General features: G+C 40.4%; 20 protein-coding genes, 1 tRNA gene and 1 pseudogene. 15 read left to right on the top strand and 7 right to left on the bottom strand.

Annotation, left to right across the window (positions count from 1 at the left end):
• Positions 1-18: 18 nt before the first annotated feature.
• The 5 genes from R9C00_16885 to R9C00_16865 form a co-directional block, all read right to left on the bottom strand.
• Entirely contained in the window at positions 19-771 is a 753-nt protein-coding gene (locus tag R9C00_16885) for a phosphatase PAP2 family protein (protein ID WPO33376.1), read from the bottom strand.
• Positions 772-866: 95 nt separating this feature from the next.
• The gene (locus R9C00_16880; protein WPO33375.1) at positions 867-1,316 is read right to left on the bottom strand and encodes a PepSY-like domain-containing protein; all 450 of its coding nucleotides are present in this window, start codon (positions 1,314-1,316) and stop codon (positions 867-869) included.
• A 69-nt stretch (positions 1,317-1,385) separates the two neighbouring features.
• Positions 1,386-2,651 (bottom strand): HAMP domain-containing sensor histidine kinase, encoded by a 1,266-nt coding sequence (locus R9C00_16875; protein ID WPO33374.1) that lies wholly within the window; start codon positions 2,649-2,651, stop codon positions 1,386-1,388.
• Positions 2,644-3,321, bottom strand: a complete 678-nt coding sequence (locus R9C00_16870) for a response regulator transcription factor (protein WPO33373.1) — start codon at positions 3,319-3,321, stop codon at positions 2,644-2,646. Before R9C00_16870 ends, R9C00_16875 begins: the two co-directional genes overlap by 8 nt.
• A 241-nt stretch (positions 3,322-3,562) precedes the next feature.
• The gene (locus R9C00_16865) at positions 3,563-4,363 is read right to left on the bottom strand and encodes a LysR family transcriptional regulator (protein WPO33372.1); all 801 of its coding nucleotides are present in this window, start codon (positions 4,361-4,363) and stop codon (positions 3,563-3,565) included.
• Positions 4,364-4,458: 95 nt separating this feature from the next.
• On the opposite strand from R9C00_16865, the gene R9C00_16860 reads away from it, so the two are divergent.
• The 4 genes and pseudogenes from R9C00_16860 to R9C00_16845 all read left to right on the top strand — a co-directional run bounded on the left by R9C00_16860 (position 4,459) and on the right by R9C00_16845 (position 6,221).
• Positions 4,459-4,746 (top strand): hypothetical protein, encoded by a 288-nt coding sequence (locus R9C00_16860; GenBank protein WPO33371.1) that lies wholly within the window; start codon positions 4,459-4,461, stop codon positions 4,744-4,746.
• Positions 4,747-4,842: 96 nt separating this feature from the next.
• Positions 4,843-5,812, top strand: a pseudogene (locus R9C00_16855) (sodium-dependent bicarbonate transport family permease).
• A complete protein-coding gene (locus R9C00_16850) occupies positions 5,812-6,015 on the top strand; it encodes a hypothetical protein (protein ID WPO33370.1) in 204 nt (67 codons plus the stop codon). The pseudogene R9C00_16855 and the gene R9C00_16850 overlap by 1 nt, the downstream one beginning before the upstream one ends.
• A 5-nt stretch (positions 6,016-6,020) precedes the next feature.
• On the top strand, positions 6,021-6,221 hold the full coding sequence (locus tag R9C00_16845) for a hypothetical protein (protein ID WPO33369.1): 201 nt from the start codon (positions 6,021-6,023) through the stop codon (positions 6,219-6,221).
• 140 nt (positions 6,222-6,361) lie between these two features.
• Here the strand turns inward: R9C00_16845 and R9C00_16840 are convergent, their stop codons facing one another.
• Positions 6,362-7,420, bottom strand: a complete 1,059-nt coding sequence (locus R9C00_16840) for a DUF4238 domain-containing protein (GenBank protein WPO33368.1) — start codon at positions 7,418-7,420, stop codon at positions 6,362-6,364.
• 107 nt (positions 7,421-7,527) lie between these two features.
• Positions 7,528-7,692 (bottom strand): hypothetical protein, encoded by a 165-nt coding sequence (locus tag R9C00_16835; GenBank protein ID WPO33367.1) that lies wholly within the window; start codon positions 7,690-7,692, stop codon positions 7,528-7,530.
• Positions 7,693-7,759: 67 nt separating this feature from the next.
• Between R9C00_16835 and R9C00_16830 the strand changes: the two genes are divergently transcribed.
• The 11 genes from R9C00_16830 to R9C00_16780 all read left to right on the top strand — a co-directional run bounded on the left by R9C00_16830 (position 7,760) and on the right by R9C00_16780 (position 18,683).
• On the top strand, positions 7,760-9,931 hold the full coding sequence (locus tag R9C00_16830) for a S46 family peptidase (protein WPO33366.1): 2,172 nt from the start codon (positions 7,760-7,762) through the stop codon (positions 9,929-9,931).
• Positions 9,932-10,038: 107 nt separating this feature from the next.
• Entirely contained in the window at positions 10,039-11,073 is a 1,035-nt protein-coding gene (gene mltG, locus R9C00_16825) for an endolytic transglycosylase MltG (GenBank protein ID WPO33365.1), read from the top strand.
• 177 nt (positions 11,074-11,250) lie between these two features.
• A tRNA-Val gene (locus R9C00_16820) sits at positions 11,251-11,325 on the top strand.
• A 363-nt stretch (positions 11,326-11,688) separates the two neighbouring features.
• On the top strand, positions 11,689-12,447 hold the full coding sequence (locus R9C00_16815; GenBank protein ID WPO33364.1) for an iron-sulfur cluster repair di-iron protein: 759 nt from the start codon (positions 11,689-11,691) through the stop codon (positions 12,445-12,447).
• A gap of 309 nt (positions 12,448-12,756) precedes the next feature.
• Entirely contained in the window at positions 12,757-13,398 is a 642-nt protein-coding gene (locus R9C00_16810; GenBank protein WPO33363.1) for a hypothetical protein, read from the top strand.
• A 79-nt stretch (positions 13,399-13,477) separates the two neighbouring features.
• Positions 13,478-14,572 (top strand): hypothetical protein, encoded by a 1,095-nt coding sequence (locus R9C00_16805; protein WPO33362.1) that lies wholly within the window; start codon positions 13,478-13,480, stop codon positions 14,570-14,572.
• Positions 14,573-14,785: 213 nt separating this feature from the next.
• Entirely contained in the window at positions 14,786-14,920 is a 135-nt protein-coding gene (locus R9C00_16800) for a hypothetical protein (protein WPO33361.1), read from the top strand.
• A gap of 189 nt (positions 14,921-15,109) precedes the next feature.
• Positions 15,110-15,595 (top strand): hypothetical protein, encoded by a 486-nt coding sequence (locus R9C00_16795; protein WPO33360.1) that lies wholly within the window; start codon positions 15,110-15,112, stop codon positions 15,593-15,595.
• A 532-nt stretch (positions 15,596-16,127) separates the two neighbouring features.
• Positions 16,128-16,556 (top strand): hypothetical protein, encoded by a 429-nt coding sequence (locus tag R9C00_16790; protein WPO33359.1) that lies wholly within the window; start codon positions 16,128-16,130, stop codon positions 16,554-16,556.
• A 629-nt stretch (positions 16,557-17,185) separates the two neighbouring features.
• Positions 17,186-18,466 (top strand): peptidase U32 family protein, encoded by a 1,281-nt coding sequence (locus R9C00_16785; GenBank protein ID WPO33358.1) that lies wholly within the window; start codon positions 17,186-17,188, stop codon positions 18,464-18,466.
• A complete protein-coding gene (locus R9C00_16780) occupies positions 18,459-18,683 on the top strand; it encodes a ferredoxin (GenBank protein WPO33357.1) in 225 nt (74 codons plus the stop codon). Before R9C00_16785 ends, R9C00_16780 begins: the two co-directional genes overlap by 8 nt.
• Positions 18,684-18,747 lie beyond the last annotated feature (64 nt).

Genomic DNA, 18,747 nt, shown 5'->3' with positions numbered 1-18,747 from the left:
GCAAATATGTTATTTTTTTTATTTTATGGATAGATTCATTCCAATTCCATATGAGATTCCATTGTAATAGGGCATCAATGTACCAGTAACCTGACTTTTTTTCTTCCAGTTGTTTTTCTTCATTTTTGGGACAAGTAAATAGGCGATTTTTGTGCTAAGTATTCCGACCCCGGCACCAGCCACCACATCAGAAAGCCAATGTCTATTATTATAGACTCTAAATATTCCTGTTCCCGCTGCGACTATATAGCCAGACACCCCATACCAAATAGAGACATCTTTATATTCCTGCCAAAGAAATTCTGCACCCATAAATGCATTTGCCGTATGTCCAGAAGGGAAGGAGTTGCTAGTACTTCCGTCAGGGCGTTCAATTTTCGTTAGTTCTTTTACTCCAAAAACCGTTGTACTCATAATCAAAGAGGCTGTTAAAAGTATAATTGAGCGTTCCTTAAAATTATTTTTTCCTTTTATTCCAAAAGCGTTCAGCCCATAGACTGAGACTATGGGTACGTATTGAGTAAAATCATCAATGCTTGTTTTTTTCTTAATGTGTTCATCAACTTCTTCTCTTATTTCCAAGTTAATGGATTGAATGCCATCGCTTTCTATTCCAATTAAACCATAGCCTATCAATATGGTTGGGATAGTTAATGATTTATAGAGTTTGTCTTGTTTATAAAGCGTTGAGTCTTGGCTACTTGATTGTGCATAAGAGAAATGAGAAAGAAAAATTGAGATGATAGTTATTGAAATCGTTTTATCTTTCATACGATAAGTTTAAGGTATAAGGAAATTGACTCTGAAATCCCTAGCACTAGTCGGTTGTCAGACGAGTGCTAGGGAAGCTAATAAGGGGGTAATTCTTATTTATCGTCGTCCTCCACTACTTTTTTGATTAGCTTTCCGTTAGTAGAAATCACAACCTGAAGTTCTTGTTCTCCTTTTTTTAGCTCAATTTCATATACTTTCCCTTCTGCAGTTTCAGATATTTCTGCCTCTTTTATTTCATAACCTGCAAATTCTGTGTTCAATGTTTTTTTTGCCAAAGTGGACAATTCGAGTTTTTTTATTTCATATTCGGTTTCTGTCCATACGCCTTGGCTTGTAAAATTGGAAGAATATTCCTTCCCATCCATTTTAAATTCCGCTTCCCATTCTGTCTCGTTTTCTTTTTCCCATTCTACATTTGTCGCATTTGGGAATTTTTGAGAGAATGCAGTTTTTACTTTTTCGGGTACTTCAGTAGATGACTGGGCATGAATTTGTGATAATGCCATTAAAACTCCGAGCATTAAAGATGTCATTTGTTTCATTGTTCTATTTTTATGTTATAAAATCTATGGCACTAAGTTGAACTTCAATTTTGAAGGAATTTAGAATTTTTAAAAACGGACAGAAAATGAATGAAAACTATTTGAAAAAGCATAAGAAATTTCCCACCCATTTAAATCGGCAATTTTTTTAACTATTGCTAAACCCAGCCCGCTACCATTCCCCATAAGGTTTGGTTTGTTGAATCTATTGAAAAGTTTTCCTTGTGATAAACTGTTGCAAAGCCCAGTATTTGAAATTGTGAAGTCATGAGGTGTAAGCACAATATTTATTTTGCCATTTGGAAGATTATGACGTATTGCATTAAGAAAAAGGTTGCTAAAAAGCACCTCTGCCAAAACTTTGTTGCCATTGGCCATCGCATCAACAATTAGCTTAGTTTCTATTGAAATGTCTTTTTGCAAAGCTTGCTCCTGAAAGAAATCTAGTTTTAATTCAATTATGTTCTTGATAGAAAAATGGCTCGTTTCACTAAACCAATTTTTATCAATTTTTGATAGGAGCAACAGGTTCTTATTCAACCTATTCAATCGTGCAACACTTTCGTTAAGTGATTCGATTGTTTCAGCTTGACTTTGGGTTAATTCTGAATATTGAGCTAGGGTGTCTATTTTTGCCTGAAATACAGCAATGGGGGTTTGCAGCTCGTGTGCAGCATTTTCTACAAATTCTCTTTGCGACTCATAAATAGCCATGTTTTTATGAATCAATTTCTCTACACTGTTATTTAGTCGATTAAATTCTTCAATAGAAGTAGCTGCAAATCGAGGTTTGTTTTCTTTATCAATCTCAAAGTCCTCAATTTGCCCAAGACTTGTGTAAAAAGGTTTCCATAGCTTCTGGGATAGCTTTTTGGTGATAAAAACCAGGCCCAAAAACATCAGTAAAAGCAAAAGAAAGAAAAGTAAAACAATGCCCAGTATTAGGTCTTTTGATTCGAGCAAATTAGTTTTTGCAGAAAAAGTATAAGGAGTGCCTTGGATTATAATAGGAGAATTTAATTCTCTAAAAGGCTCATATTCTTGTTCTATTTGAGAGAAATAAGATGTTGAAAACAGACTGTCTTTTTTTAAAGCACTTGATTTATTTATACTGATCGTAGCATTGTATTTGTTCCATTGAGGTATGTCTGATTTTTTTAACGTGGCAAGGCTGTTTTCTTCGAACTGGAGTTTTAATAAAATCAGAGATTCATCTACGTCGTCCATATAAAGCCACATGGTAGTAAAATAGAAGACAGGGGCAACGAGGCAAAACATCGCCAAAGAATAAATAAAATATGCCTGTAGTGTTTTATCAAGTAGTTTTTTAGTCATTTGCCCATTTGTATCCTAAACCATAAATAGTTTTAATATAATCTCCGCTGTTAGCTTCTTTCAATTTTTTTTTAAGGTTTTTAATATGTGCGTACACAAAATTGTGATTATCCAACATGTCGGCCATATCGCCTGACAAATGTTCCGCTATAGCACTCTTGGTCAGTACTTTATTTTTGTTGCCGATTAGAAGTAATAATAAGTTGATTTGTTTCTTTGTAAGATCAACTTTATCCTGATGTATATGAACAGTTTTAGATAAAACATCAACCTCTATTTCTTTATATATAATTGTATTGTTTCCATCAAATTGTTTTCGCCTTATTATCGCCTGTATCCTTACATTCAGTTCCGATAAGTGAAAAGGTTTGATTAGGTAATCGTCAGCACCCAAATTAAAACCTTCAATTTTTCGGTCTAGGGTTTCTATCGCTGAAATAATAATGATACCTTCTGTCTTTTTTTGCCTTTTCAATTCTCGTAAAATATCGAAGCCATTTCCATCGGGTAGCATCAAGTCAAGGATAATGCAATCATATTCGTATACCAAAACCTTCTCCATCGCCGAAGAGAAGTTGGTAGCCCATTCGCATAAAAAACCATTCTCAACAAGGTAGTCTTGGATGCTTTTTGCGAGATCTTTTTCATCTTCAATCAGTAACAATTTCATTTTACAAGCTTACGAGTCAATTTTGAATAAATATTGAATGTGAAATTTTAGTAATGGAACCGCCTTTGGTACTGTAGTAGGTATAAACCGTGGTGAACCATTCTCAATCATAGAGATACCATTAATATTCCTCATATCCATGAAAATGCATTTTGATAACTTTTTCCTTATTTTCCTCAATAAACTTGAGGTAGGCTTGGGCAACGGCAGATAGCTTTTTTTCCTTGGACCAGATGAGGTTTCAGTGTGTGATGATGGGCAAACCCTTTACTGGAATAATTTCTAGTTCCTTGTTCATCAACTGGTTTTTGATACCAATCAGAGGCATTACAGAATAGCCCAAGCCAGCTATTACCGCCTGTTTCACCGCTTCGTTGGAAGTAAGCTCAATAGACTTTTGGTGGGCAATTCCACTTTTGGAAATGAAAGTTTCCATCGCTTGCCGTGTAGCAGAGCCCCATTCCCTGAAAATCAGCGGTGTTTTTTCCAAGGTTTTTAGCCGGATCGATTTTGAAGAGCCTTCTTCAAATTTCCTTGTCATGAAAAGCTTGTTTTCCATCAGCTCTATCCGCTTTACGCTCATGTGGGCTGGCAACACCGATACCAGCGCAAAATCCACTTCGTTTTTTTCCAAGCTCTCTATCACCATCGACTTATTGGTTACATCCATGGTGAGCTGAACTCCAGCGTGCAACTTGGTGAAATCAGAAAGGAAATAGGGCATCACATACTTGCCAGTAGAAACTACAGAGATTTTCAGCTGGCCGGCCAATAGACCTTTGTAAGCAAGGCTTTTGTTTTTGATCTCGTTTACTTCAGAAATGATTTTTTGACTAGAAGCAACAATCTCTTTCCCAAAATCAGTGATATAAAGCTGCCTGCCTATCACCTCAAAAAGGGGAATATCGAACTGATCTTGCAAGTTTTTTAACTGGATAGAAACCGCTGGCTGAGTTAGGTGGAGCTCGTCTGCCGCTCTTGTAATACTCTGCTTTTCAGCTACCTTAAGGAAGATGGTAAGCTGGTGTAAAGTATAATTCATAAATAATATTTATGTGATAGGGTATTAATATAAATAAAAATATATAAATAATTCTCTTCAACTTTGTCCTGTCAAATAAAAAAAATATAAACGCCATGAAAAACCACCAGTTCAATTTAATCGACAATACGTATAGTGTCAATGAAGCAAAAGAGTTGTTGCTGACATTGATCAATGACAAGGTTAAGTTTCTCGATATGCATATGTTCAGCCTCAACGAAAGATATGGAGCTGACACAGCACATTTAACCAAAAGAGTGAAAGAGTTAAAAGCCAGCAGAGCAGAGCTAATAGAAGTTTTGAGAAAATTAGAAAATGACCAGCACTTTATAGATATCAATTGTGCTGTTCAACTAACAATCAATGAGGTAGAGGTAGCCTAATATCCAGCCCACACGGCTTCTGTATCGCTCGTTTGAAGCCGTGTAATTTCATTTACTTCTCAAGCATTTTTTATCCACCATTTCTTCTTTCTTTTCATGAACTTTGACCTACTGATTGAAAATCTGACCAACCCAGCTCTGCTCTTTTTTATGTTGGGTATAATTGCTGTACAGCTCAAAAGTGACTTAGAGATACCAGCAAATTCTTCCAAATTCATTTCCCTTTATTTACTGTTTTCCATTGGCTTCAAGGGCGGTCAAGAACTCTCCCACAGCAATTTAAATCTTGATATTTTAGCTATTTTGATGTTTGGGGTTACTTTAGCACTTGTTGTTCCTGCCTATACGTTCTTTATTATCAAGAAAAAAATGGGGGGTGTACAATGCCGCAGCCATTGCTGCTGCCTATGGTTCTGTTAGTGCAGTAACATTTATAACAACTGTTTCTTTCTTAGAGATACAGCAAATAGAGTTTGGAGGCTATATGGTAGCTGTAATGGCGCTGATGGAAGCTCCCGCTATTATAGTAGGAGTACTCTTGCTTTCCATTTACCGAGACAAAAAGGACTCGCAAGATGTTTCTTTTGGGCATGTAGTAAAACATTCTGTAACCAATGGGAGTGTGATTTTGATTTTGGGGAGTTTGATAATCGGCTTTCTGGCAAACGACAAGCAAGCCCAAGGAATTGCACCCTTCACCACCGATATTTTCAAAGGTTTCCTTGCCGTATTCCTGCTCGATATGGGGATTGTGAGCGGCAAAAAACTATCAGCCTTTTGGAAACAAGGAGCTTCGCCTTTCGTGTTTGCCATTCTCGTTCCGCTCTTCAATGGGGTAGTGGTGGCTTACATCAGTAAATCGGTGACGGATTTGGTGGGGGATAGGTTATTGCTTTCCATCCTTGCGGCAAGTGCCTCGTACATAGCAGTGCCTGCTGCCATGAAACTGGCTGCGCCCAAGGCGAATCCGGGCTTGTATATCCCGATGGCTTTGGCAATCACCTTTCCCTTCAATATCACCTTGGGGATGCCTTTGTATCTATGTGTTATCAATTACTGTTTCTAGTGGCTGGCTTATCTCCTCTCGATCGTTTTTTTGTAGGTAAGTTTGGCCTTTTATATATTCCTTTTGTCCTTGGAAATACTTGCCTTGTGCTCAGCGTGTTGGAAGATTGGATAGGAGAGATGATCTTCTGTAATGGATGGATGATTGGGCTACTTGATGCCATTAAAGCATTGACAATAGGTGCTGGCAGACAGATAAATTAGAGAGTTTGGAAGTGGGAAAATATGCGGATTTTATTATTTTAGATAAGAACCCTTTTGAAGTTCCTACTGAAGATATACAGTATATTGCCCATGTTGCTTATTACGATTTATTCCGCCTAGAAAATAGACAGATAGCAGAGCATTGGGATGTGATTGCGCCAATTCCGGCAGAGTCGGATTGGAAAAATACGAACGGCAAGTTCTAGATAACAGAGAAAAGCTATTCTGCGAAGGCTTTCATCTTTTTATACTATTTCGGGTGAGATAGTTGGAGAGGTGAGAGCTTTCTTTTGCGCACTGGGGAAAGAGGGTAGGGCAAGACCGAAATGGCTGGAATAAATTCGAGTTAAGCTTTTTCAAAAGAACCTCTAAGAGACTCGTTTCTTAATTGAACCACGAAATTGCTTAGCTTGTGTTTTTTAGCCTTTTTAAGAATTTTAACGAATGACAAGTTTAAGTTGATTTTAGGTTCAATTCCGAACTGATGAAATTGGACATGGGTATTTCCCTCATTATCTATGAATTCGTTTATTTTATTCATACAAATTTTGTCATTGCCCATGTGTTTTTTAGCCTTATTGGTAAGCTTTAACATGTATGGTTCTGGTGTTCCATTTGAACAAAAGACAATTTTATTGCAATTAATTATTTGCAGTAGGTTTAGTTGAGTTATGTCACCTGGTTCAGTTATTTGCACTACATCTTCCTTTTTATTGCCAAATTTATATGCCCAATCGTCATAATAAACAACCATTATTTCGGGTGAAATAGGAAAGAATATTTCTAATCCTTTTGCTAAAAGTCCTGAATGCCCATAAGGATGCTTCTTTTGTTCAAGATACTGGTTGTACATTAAGACAGGATTGTCTGATGCTATAAACTTCACCTTAGTTTTATTTAAGAGTAGTTTAGCGTTCAAATCATACGCATTTGGAATAATTTCACTAGTTAAAGCTATATTAAATAAAGCTGGTTCTTTATGGTGGAATACTATGTTTTGATCTTTTGCTGATTTAAGTCTGTCGTCATAGTTTGCAAACTGTTGAATTGATTTGTTAATAATTTCATTTAAAGAGTCAACTGCGGACTTTGTCCTAAATGACATTATTCCTGTAAAATAAAATAAAGAAAATGATGGGTCAGTACCATGTTTAGGAAGCTTTTTTTCTACATTGATTAATTCTAGAATTGGAGCAGCGACATCCTCAATAATCCCTAAAAAGTTCTCAGCATCAATACCTTTTCCATAAAAGTAATCTTCCTGTCCCTGATCTTTTAGAGGGATGTTCTTTAAATATTTTTTCGACTCTGGTAAAAAGGCGTTAATTGTTTTTTTTTCAGGATCATTACTGAAATATCTCAAATGTAATTTTGGTACATAGTGTTGTTTCTTTTTTACAGGCATGATCTTTTAAAATTTTGGAACCCAATTCTTTATATTTGTAACATGGTTAAACTAAGGGTAATTTAATATTTTAGTATGGAAGTCAGCCTTTTATGATTTCCATCTTTTTATACTATTTCGGGTGAGATAGTTGGAGAGGTGAGAGCTTTCTTTTGCGCACTGGGGAAAGAGGGTAGGGCAAGACCGAAATGGCTGGTGCGCTGGCTTGGCTTGACCACCCGGGGCGAGCTTTGCGTGAGTGCGCCCAAGTCTACTGTCTTTTCCCACCACATTCCGCTGTTTTTTCCTCTTGATGTGTATTTTTACAGCACAAGATTTTTTACCAAAAACACACGGAAAATGACTAAAAAACTAAATGCAGTTCTTTTGGGGCTGTTTCTGTTCTTATCGCCACTGATGCTTCGGGCGGACGAGGGGATGTGGTTGCCGCTGTTGCTCAAGCAGCTCAACGAAAAAGATATGCAAGCGATTGGGTTCAACCTGACGGCGGAAGACCTGTATTCGATCAATAAATCGAGCATGAAGGATGCCGTGGTTCGCTTTGGCGGAGGCTGTACGGGGGAAATGGTTTCGAGCACTGGGCTGCTGCTTACCAACCACCACTGCGGTTATGGTTCTATCCAGTCGCACAGCTCGGTGGAAAACGATTACCTCACGGATGGTTTTTGGGCAATGAACAGGACGGAGGAACTTCCTACGCCTGGGCTTACGGTGACTTTTATAGTGCGGATTGAAGACGTGACGACTCAGGTGCTCAGTGGGATAGATGGCAACATGGACGAGCAGCAACGAGAAGCTGCGGTGCTGGCAAATGCGAAAAAAGTGCGAGATGCTGCGGTAGAAGGCACGCATTTCGATGCGGTGGTGAAGGATTTTTTCTATGGGAACAATTACTATATGTTCATTACGGAGACGTTCAAAGATGTCCGTTTGGTAGGTGCGCCGCCTTCGTCCATTGGTAAGTTTGGGGGCGACACAGACAACTGGATGTGGCCAAGGCACACGGGAGATTTCTCGGTTTTCAGGATCTATGCCGATAAAAACAACCAACCGGCTGACTACTCGGAAGACAATATTCCGTATGTGCCGAAGTATCATTTCCCTATTTCACTGAAAGGAGTAAGCGAAAATGACTTTGCCCTAATTTATGGCTTCCCTGGTCGCACGCAGCAGTATTTGCCAGCCAGTTCGGTTGATTATGTACAAAATGTAGCCAACCCGGCAAAGATAAAAATGCGTGAAACGAGCTTGGCGATAATGGACTCGGAAATGAAGAAGAGCGACGAGGTGCGGATAAAATATGCTTCGCGCTATGCGAGCATCAGCAATTATTATAAAAAATGGATTGGGGAAAATACGGGGCTGGTGCGTCTAGATGCAATTGAAAAGAAAAAGGCTTTTGAAAAAGAGTTTAAGGCAAGGGCGAATACGAAAAAGCCTGAGTACGTGAACTTGATTGCCCAAATGGATAAGCTGAACGCTGAGGTAGAAAAGTATGCTTTTGCCCGGGAATATTTCATAGAGCTGGTGTATTACGGACCGCAGGTCATTAATTATGCTGCCGAGTACCGCAACGTGGTTGCCAACTTTGAGAAACTGGAGGAAGAAGGGAAATTGGAGGAAACGGTAGAGAAATTGAAAACTGCGACCCGTGCCCATTTCAGAAATTACCACCAACCTCTCGATAAAAAGCTATTTGCTTCGCTGTTGGAAATGTATTTTGAGAAAGTCGATACTATGTTTTACCCCGAAGTCTATGAGCTTATAAAAGGAAAGTACAAAGGTGATTTTGAGGCATATACAGAATATGTGTTTGGTAAATCGCAGCTTGGGACACAAGAACAAGCGGAGGCTCTGCTTTCTGATTTTTCAGCCTCTACTGTGAAGAAGCTGCAAAAAGATCCTGCATTCCAGCTGATGCAAAGTTTGTTTGACGTCTATTTGGAAAAAATCTATTATACCTACGGAGGGATCAACGCCCAAATGGAAGGGTTGATGAAAACCTATGTGAAGGCAAGAATGGAGCTTTTCCCCGATAAAAAGTACTGGCCAGATGCTAACAGTACCCTAAGGGTGGGCTATGGGAAAGTAACGGGCTCAGCTCCTCGTGACGGGATGATGTACCGCCACTACAGTACCATTGAGGGGATTATCCAAAAGCATAATCCTGAACATAATCCGCAAGAAGAATTTTATGTACACCAAAAGTTGATTGACCTGTACGAGAAAAAAAATTACGGCGACTATGCCCAAAATGGGGAACTTTGGGTCTGCTTTACGGCTTCTAACCACACCACGGGGGGGAATTCGGGCAGCCCGGTCATCAACGGAGACGGTCAGCTTATCGGCATCAATTTCGATAGAAGCTGGGAAAGTACCATGAGCGATATTTACTACGATGCATCCCGCTGCAGAAACATCATCGTAGATATTCGCTATGTGTTATTTGTAATTGATAAATTTGCAGGAGCAAGCCATTTGGTAGAAGAAATGACTTTGGTGAAGGAATAAGTTGCTTTCCAACGTTTCACTGATATTCGTTTGCCCAGCTTGTCTGGGCGAATTTTTGTTTTTGGAGGCTGCAAGTAATAGTTTGAATAGAAATCAAAAAAATAAACATGAATAAAAAGAATTTGAAAGCGGCATTTTTTGTTGGTGCTACATTGGCATTTATATCGTTTACCTTTTACTTCTATCAGGTATTTTACTCGCCTAATGTATTGATAAACAAGGAAAAAGCGGTGTTGTTGATTCCGGAGGATGCCGATATTTATGATGTGTTGGATTCCATGCAGTCGTACAACTATTTGGAAGATGCCGTCTCGTTTATGTTTGTTTCCAAAATCCTTTCTTATCAAGAAAATATTAGGCCTGGGCGCTATATTATTAGCCAGAAAATGAACAACCTTGAGTTTGTTCGCCATCTCCGCTCTGGTGCGCAAGCTCCTGTAAAAGTCACGCTCACTTCTGTGAGGCACAAGGAGGAAATTGCTCCAAAACTTTGCCTAAACCTCACCGCTGAGGTGGAAACCTTCGATTCGTTAGTCAACGACCCTGCTTTTGTAGAAGAACTTGGGTTCGATACCATCACTGTGGCGACTATGTTTTTGCCCAACACCTATGAGATGTACTGGACAACGGATGCTCCTAGCCTCATAAATAGAATGAAAGGGGAGTACGACCGCTTTTGGAACGAAGAGCGTTTGGCAAAAGCTAAGGAATTGGAGATGACTCCGACAGAAGTTTCTATTTTGGCTTCGGTAGTGCAAGCGGAAACAAAAAAGAACGATGAGAAACCGGTAGTTGCAGGTTTGTATATTAATAGGATAAAAAAAGGAATGCCTTTGGAATCTGACCCAACAGTGATTTTTGGGATTGGCGATTTTACCATCCGAAGAGTGTTGAGGTCACAGTTGAAATACGAGTCGCCCTACAATACGTACCTGAATACAGGCCTCCCAATTGGTCCTATTAATATACCCGAGCTTAGTTCTATAGATGCGGTACTAAATTACGAAAGGCACAACTACATTTTTATGTGTGCGAAAGATGATTTTTCGGGTTACCACAACTTTGCAACGAACCTAAGCCAGCACAACCGCAATGCAAGGAAATGGCAAGCAGCGTTGAACAGGAGAAAGATTATGAAATAATATTTGGGTAGGAGGGGGCTGTTTTGAGAATAACTATTTGGGAATCAGGAATCAGAGGAGAGTATAGCGCACAGAAGGGGTAATGCTTGATTATTTTTTGAAGAAATTTTTCTTGAAAAATTTGTGGTTGACAATTTCTTCGCTACATTTGCAATCCCAAATCGAAGCAATTCGAACGGGCTCTTAGCTCAGTTGGTTCAGAGCACCTGCCTTACAAGCAGGGGGTCACTGGTTCGAATCCAGTAGGGCCCACAAAAATGAAGGGATTCACAATTATGTGAGTCCCTTTTTTTATATCCAAAACTTTCATGCTCTTAGCCCAATTGATTCAGGGCATCCCGATTTATAATCGGGAGAGTCACTGGCTTGGGCAGCCCCGTCCGAATTCAGTAGGGCTCACAATTCAAAGGGATTTACAGTTATGTGAGGCCTTTTTTTTATGTATGAAACTTACAAACTCTTAGCTCAGTTGGTTTCATTGAGCGAAAAGATAAGCAGTGGGTTCATTAGCTTTTTTCCCCAAATTTCGCTTACTTAGGGGATTATTTCTGATCTAAAATGCGCATAAAAACTTTTATGCTAACTAACTTCTTTTTTTAGAACATAAACCTCAAGATGAATCTGTACCATGCTCATAGCACGCTTGAAAGCATAGTGGCAACTAACTATGTGTATGCTTCTGTGCTTCATTTCTTCGGAATTGCTTTCTACGAAGCGCCTGCAGACTCCCTCAAAACTGCTTGCCAGAAAAAGGGATTAGATACACAGACGGTCATCAACAGCCTTGAGTCAGTTTCTGTGCACAAACAAGAAAAACCAGACTATGCCCTCACTGAGCTACCCGTCGATGTAATAATCGATTACTTAAAAGATGCCCACAAAACCTTTATCAGGCACAAACTGCCCTACGTAGGCGACCTAATTGCCAACATCCAACTAAAGATGTTTGATGACCCCGATGTAGCCAAAGATCTCAAATTTGTATTCCCCATTTTTGCCGAAGATTTCATCCAGCATATCTACGAAGAAGAGAAAAAATGCTTTGGGTACATTGAAACATTAAATTCGATTCAAGCCGACAAAGTATTATCAAACAAACAACTTATAGAGCTCAATAAGTATAGCATACAGAAGTTTTGGAAGGAGCATGAAACCGACGATGACGAAATGGAGGGCATCAGAGAGCTTACTAATAATTACCAAATCACACCTGCTACGGGGCTGTACACCAAAGTGGTTTATTCGGAACTTCAAAACTTCGAGAAAGATCTGCTCATCCATTCACGCATAGAGAACACCATTCTTTTTCCCAAAGCCCAAAAGCTAGAAACCGAAATGGTTGAAAAACTTAGACGAAGATCACGCTTGAACTAGTCTAGTATAGCGGAAGTGCCAGTGCCAATAGTTGTTTAGCCTATCTAAAGCCCCAACTTTTTCAGTTTCTCTTGGGTCATATAGATTGATTCTTTATGACTTTACTTGAAACCTCATATAACTAGCTTATTGGTAATTGTTTACGGTATATACAAGAAATTAGAGGCTAGAAGTTAGAAAAATCTTCATATCGAAGCATTACTGTTCTTCTAGTCTCTCTATTATCAATCTTAAGCCTTTTCAAGTACTTGAGAATTATGAAGTAGATTCTAAAGAGCCTTTAGATTGAACTAAAAAACTACACTAAACATGCTTAAATTATCAAAACTCTCTCGGGCTAAACTACTACTCGTATTTCTTTTTATCTCCCTTGAAACCTCCGCTCAAGATGGCTGGTACAACGGAGAAATAACCTTTTTGGATAAAACCGTTTTGAACGGGCTTATTAAGTTCAACACCGAAATTGGCGCTATACAATACAAAGATGGCGATAAGATAAAGGCTTTTGCCACCGGTGAAATCGACATGTTCTATTTTGTGGACACCGAAAGAAATAGCTTACGAACCTTTTTCATGCTGCCCATTCAAAAGCGGGATGGATACATAGTGGATCAGTTTCTAGAGCTGCTAGTAGAAGGAGATGTCACCTTGATGGCAAGTGAGTACACGGTCAACGAAGAAGCGATTGAGAAGAACAAAAGGCGACTGCTGTACAGTGTGCCCGATAAGCCCGGGTATGTATATAGAGATGAATTTTATGTCATGTACAAAGATCAGATTACGCAGGTAAAACATACAAAGGACTTTTTGGGGCTGTTTGAAGAAGGAAGCCCTCAGTACAAAAAGCTAATTACCTACATAAAGAAAAATAATATTTACCTCGATTTAAGAAGTAGCTTTGCCAAACTGGTAAGGCAGACAAATAAGATTCTAGAACGAGATGTAAATTGAATCTTCTAAAAGCAAAAGGTGTTAGCTTGGCAGAGGAATAACAATCATGATCGTATAATTCATTTAACTATCAGCATTTTTGAAAAAATTGAAGCTACCCCACTACCTTGTTCGTAAGTTGAACTTCGAATATTGGCCCTTCTGGTTCTTTTATATCCCCTTGTACATCTATGCACCTATTTTTGCCCTGCGATCTAGGTCATTTACCTATTTCACGGCGGCAAATCCCGGCATGCGATTCGGTGGGGTAATGGGCGAATCGAAGGCAAGCGTGCTGGAACGAATCAATGAAGGTTATTTGCCCAAGTCCACCTTCATTTCCCTAGGCACACCTTTCCAGCAAGTGCTGAAAGCCATTGCCCATGCCCAAATTTCTTACCCGTTTATAGCAAAGCCCAATGTGGGCGAACGGGGGAGAGGGGTGGAAAAGATTGAAAACGAAAATGCATTCAAAAAATACCTTGTGCAAAACACCGAAGACGATCTCATCATCCAAGAGTTTGTAGATTACGAACTGGAACTCGGTATCCTCTACCACCGAATGCCCGATGAAGCCGAGGGACATATCACCTCGGTAGTGATCAAAGATTTCCTCACCATAGAAGGAGATGGGAAATCGAAAATCTCCGAATTGGTGGAGGCACATGTGCGGGCATACAACCGAGCTGATTACTTTAAAGAAAAACTTGGAAACAAATGGAATGAGGTGTTGGGAAAAGGCGCAAAACTCAAACTTGAGCCTATTGGCAACCACTGCCGAGGGACTACCTTCCTCAACGGCAACTATTTGATCTCTAAAAAGCTGGAAAAAGTATTCGATAAAATTTCTACACAAATAACTGGCTATAACTACGGACGCTTCGACTTAAAGGTAAAGAGCTTGGACGACCTCTACAGAGGAAAAAACATAAAAATACTGGAACTGAATGGCGTTAGCTCCGAACCCGCACACATCTACGACCCGTCCATGAACCTCATCACCGCCTATAGGGACTTGTTCCAGCATGCGAAGATCATCTGGAAAGTAGGCAAGCGCAACCATGAGCTTGGGGTGGAATACGAATCGCTCCCCGAGTTCCTTACCGCTCTGTTCGCCCATCATTCCACCAAAAAGAAAGGGATGGAAAAAGAAGAGCAAGCAGAGATAGAGATTGGTGGGTTGAGGAGGGCTTGAGTTTTTTTACTAAAAACCCATCCCCATTGGAGTCATTCCCCGCTCGACGGGGAATCTCCTTCCTAGATAACCACAAAGCCGCACTGTTATCAAAAAAGTAAAGTTCCGCATTGCCTTTTGGGGGTAGGGTGGAGATTCCGCATCTACGTGCGGAATGACTCGGGTATTTTGGCTAAGGAAGAGATTCCCACTTTCGTGAGAATGATTCGGAGCATGCGAATGACACTAAACAACAACCATCCTTTCAATTTCCATCCTCATGGGAATTACTTCTTCAGAAGAGCCGAGCATAAAAAACTTCCCATTGGAGTCATTCCCCGCTCGACGGGGAATCTCCCTCCTAGATAACCACAAAGCCGCACTGTTATCAAAAAAGCAAAGTTCCGCAATGCCTTTTGGGAATAGGGTGGAGATTCCGCATCTACGTGCGGAATGACTCGGGTATTTTGGCTAAGGAAGAGATTCCTACTTTCGTGAGAATGATTCGGAGCATGCGAATGACACTAAACAACAACCATCCTTTCAATTTCCATCCTCATGGGAATTACTTCTTCAGAAGAGCCGAGCATAAAAAACTTCCCATTGGAGTCATTCCCCGCTCGACGGGGAATCCCCCTCCTAGAATACATCAAAGCCGCACTGATTCAAAGAAACAAAGTTCCGCAATGCCTTTTGGGGGTAGGGTGGAGATTCCGCATCTACGTGCGGAATGACTCGGGTATTTTGGCTAAGGAAGAGATTCCTACTTTCGTGAGAATGATTCGGAGCATGCGAATGACACTAAACAACAACCATCCTTTCAATTTCCATCCTCATGGGAATTACTTCTTCAGAAGAGCCGAGCATAAAAAATCTCCCATTGGAGTCATTCCCCGCTCGACGGGGAATCTCCCTCCTAGAATACATCAAAGCTACACTGATTCAAAGAAACAAAGTTCCACAATGCCTTTTGGGAATAGGGTGGAGATTCCGTATCTCCGCTACGCTTCGTACGGAATGACACAAATGCTATATTTTCCCTAAAAAAAGAAGATAAAGTAACGCCGTCACTCTTTATCATCAAAAGGTTTTCCATTTAAGACAATCCCACTGAGAAGCATAAATGTTAGCATCTGGAGAAGTGACGTCGTTACTCTCTGCCCACGCCATCCTTTTTGAGGTATAGGCAAGAGATTTAAAAACTGGTTCAGAGAACCTTGGTTTGCGGATTTTTTTATAATATACAGGTGTGTCTCAGGCTACACCTAGAGTTGGGGTTTATAGTTATCGGGATACCTTGATGAGTTTTGCATTTATGAGAAAAATCTTTACAATCTTATTAATACTAACAACCAAGAGTTCTATTGCATGTACGTGTATTCGTGCGGACATCCAAACAAGCTACAACTATTCAAGTGCAATTTTTTACGGGAAATATGTAAGCACTGATACATTAGCTGGGCTTAATTATGTTTTTGAGAGTCCATTTGTGGTCGATAATTTTGAGGTGTCCAAATTCTATAGTGGTGTTGACAGCACCGTATTTCAGTTTTACAAAAGCAGAAACGGGAAGTATATGATTTCTTTGGTCAATAGCTGTGACTATGGTTGTGGAATCTGTTTTAAGAAAGAAAAAATGTATTTAGTTTATGCTTATCGAGACTATTCTACGGGGGGATATTTGAAAACAAATGGGTGTACTCGAACAAGGCAAATTCATAATGATAGTTTTATCACTTCTAATGCCTATGATCCAGACTATGGCAAAGATGAAAATAAAGAATTGGATATTTTGGTACAAAGGGATACAACACCGAAATACTTGTATCAATATGATAGCACTTTAAACCTTCAAATGGAACTTCTTCACTCACAATTAAAAGAGACAAATGAAAAGCTAGACTCAAGAACAACATTGCTTTATTGGATGATGTTAGGTATAACATTAACTGTACTTATTATACTTTATATGCTACGGCGGATGAAGAGGACAAACAATACATAATCCACTCCCATTTGAGTCATTCCCCGCTCGACGGGGAATCCCCCTCCTAGAATACATCAAAGCCGCACTGATTCAAAGAAACAAAGTTCCGCAATGCCTCTTGGGAATAGGGAGGAGATTCCGTATCTCCGCTACGCTTTGTACGGAATGACACAAATGCTAGATTTTTCCTAAAAAAAGAAGATAAAGTAACGCCGTCACTCTTTATCATCAAAAGGTTTTCCATTTAAGACAATCCTACTGAGAAGCATAAATGTTAGCATCTGGAGAAGTGACGGCGTTACTCTCTGCCCACGCTATCTTTTTTGAGGTATAAGCAACCCGCTGTTCGAGGTTTGTAACCTCGAACCTTTATCGTAGGACTTGCAGTCCGCCTTTTTTGCAACCCACAAGGATTGCGCTTTCTCTATTACCGCTCTTCAGGGGCTCAAGGTGCTCGATCCACAATGCCTCTTGGGATAGGGTGGAGATTCCGCATCTACGTGCGGAATGACTCGGGTTTTTGGCTAAGGAAGAGATTCCTACTTTCGTGGAATGACTCGGTTTTTCTTTTATCTCTTTCAATTTTCATCATCAAAGCATGACAAAACTCATTCTTAGCGGCTGAGGAGAATTGTATTTTTGCAGTTATGGAAAGAAAGAAACCAGTTTTGTTGGCGCCGGTGGGCTCGTTTGAGTCGCTGATGGCTGCGGTTCAGGGCGGAGCCGATGCGGTGTATTTTGGGATTGAGCAGTTGAACATGCGTGCCCGCTCTTCTTTCAACTTTACCTTAGAAGACATAGGGAAAGTGGCACAAATCTGCAAGGAAAACGGATTGAGAAGTTACATTACGCTCAATACGGTGCTCTACGATTACGACATCCGCTTGATGAAAACCATTGTGGATGCAGCGAAGGCGAAGGGGATAGATGCGGTGATTGCCATGGACCATGCGGTGATCAATTATACCAAAGAAATTGGGATGCCCCTGCATCTTTCCACCCAACTCAACATCACGAACGTGGAAACGCTGAAGTTCTACGCCAACTTTGCCGAGGTGGCGGTGCTTTCCCGCGAGCTCACGCTACAGCAAGTGGAGAAAATCTGCAAAGAGGTGGAAACCCAGCAAATAAAAGGACCTTCTGGCAAACTGATGAAAATAGAAACATTCGTGCACGGGGCTTTGTGCATGGCGGTATCGGGCAAGTGCTACTTGAGCCTTCATTCCATGAACTCCTCGGCAAACCGAGGTGCTTGCAAGCAAAATTGCCGTCGCCCCTACACCATCACCGACGATGAGGGGAACAGCTTTAAGGTAGATAATGAATACATTATGAGTCCGAAAGACTTATGCACCATTGGCTTTTTGGATAAGATATTGGATGCGGGGGTGGCTGTGCTCAAAATAGAGGGCAGAAGCAAAGGCCCTGAATATGTGAAGGAAGTAACCGAATGCTACCGAGAGGCGATAGATACTTGGATGCGAGGGGAAGAATTTGACCTAGCACAGGTTGCAGCTTGGGAAGAACGCTTGGAAAATGTCTATAACCGTGGTTTTTGGGGAGGGTATTATTTGGGCAAGGAGCTAGGCGAATGGACAGACAAGGACGGCTCTGCTGCCAAGCAGGAGAAGCTTTATTTGGGCAAGGCTCAGAATTTCTTCTCGAAGATAAAAATAGGAGAATTTAAGATAGAAACGGGCGAGCTAAGCGTAGGCGATGAGGTGATGATAACAGGTCCTACGTTAGGCGTCCATCGGATGAAGGTGGAGAACCTTCGCTACGAGCTAAAGGATGTGGAGAAGGTAGAAAAAGGGCAGGTGTTCTCTATGCCCGTAGATATCAAGCTTCGCCCTTCCGATAAGCTCTTTAAGCTGGTGGTGCGAGAAAAACTAATGGTGAGAAAAAGAAAAGAAGTGGCAAATGATTAAGGTAATCCATTTGAGGCAAAAGTGCATAGGCTGCAATGCCTGTGTGGAAGCATCGCCAGAGCACTGGGTGATGTCGGGAAATGATGGGAAAAGCCACTTGAAAAAGAGTGAGCAAAAAGGGAATTATTTTATCCTCTCCCTACCCGACTGGGAGTACGATGAGCAGGCGCAAGCAGCTAAAAACTGCCCGGTCAATATTATTCAGGTGAATAGGTAAAACTGGTTGCTGGTTTAAAAAAGATGTAACCTTTCCAAGTGAACTTCAACCTATATGTGCTGAA

This window comes from Flammeovirgaceae bacterium SG7u.111 (assembly GCA_034044135.1).
Classification (GTDB): domain Bacteria; phylum Bacteroidota; class Bacteroidia; order Cytophagales; family Flammeovirgaceae.
This window is presented reverse-complemented; position numbering and strand designations above follow the sequence as displayed.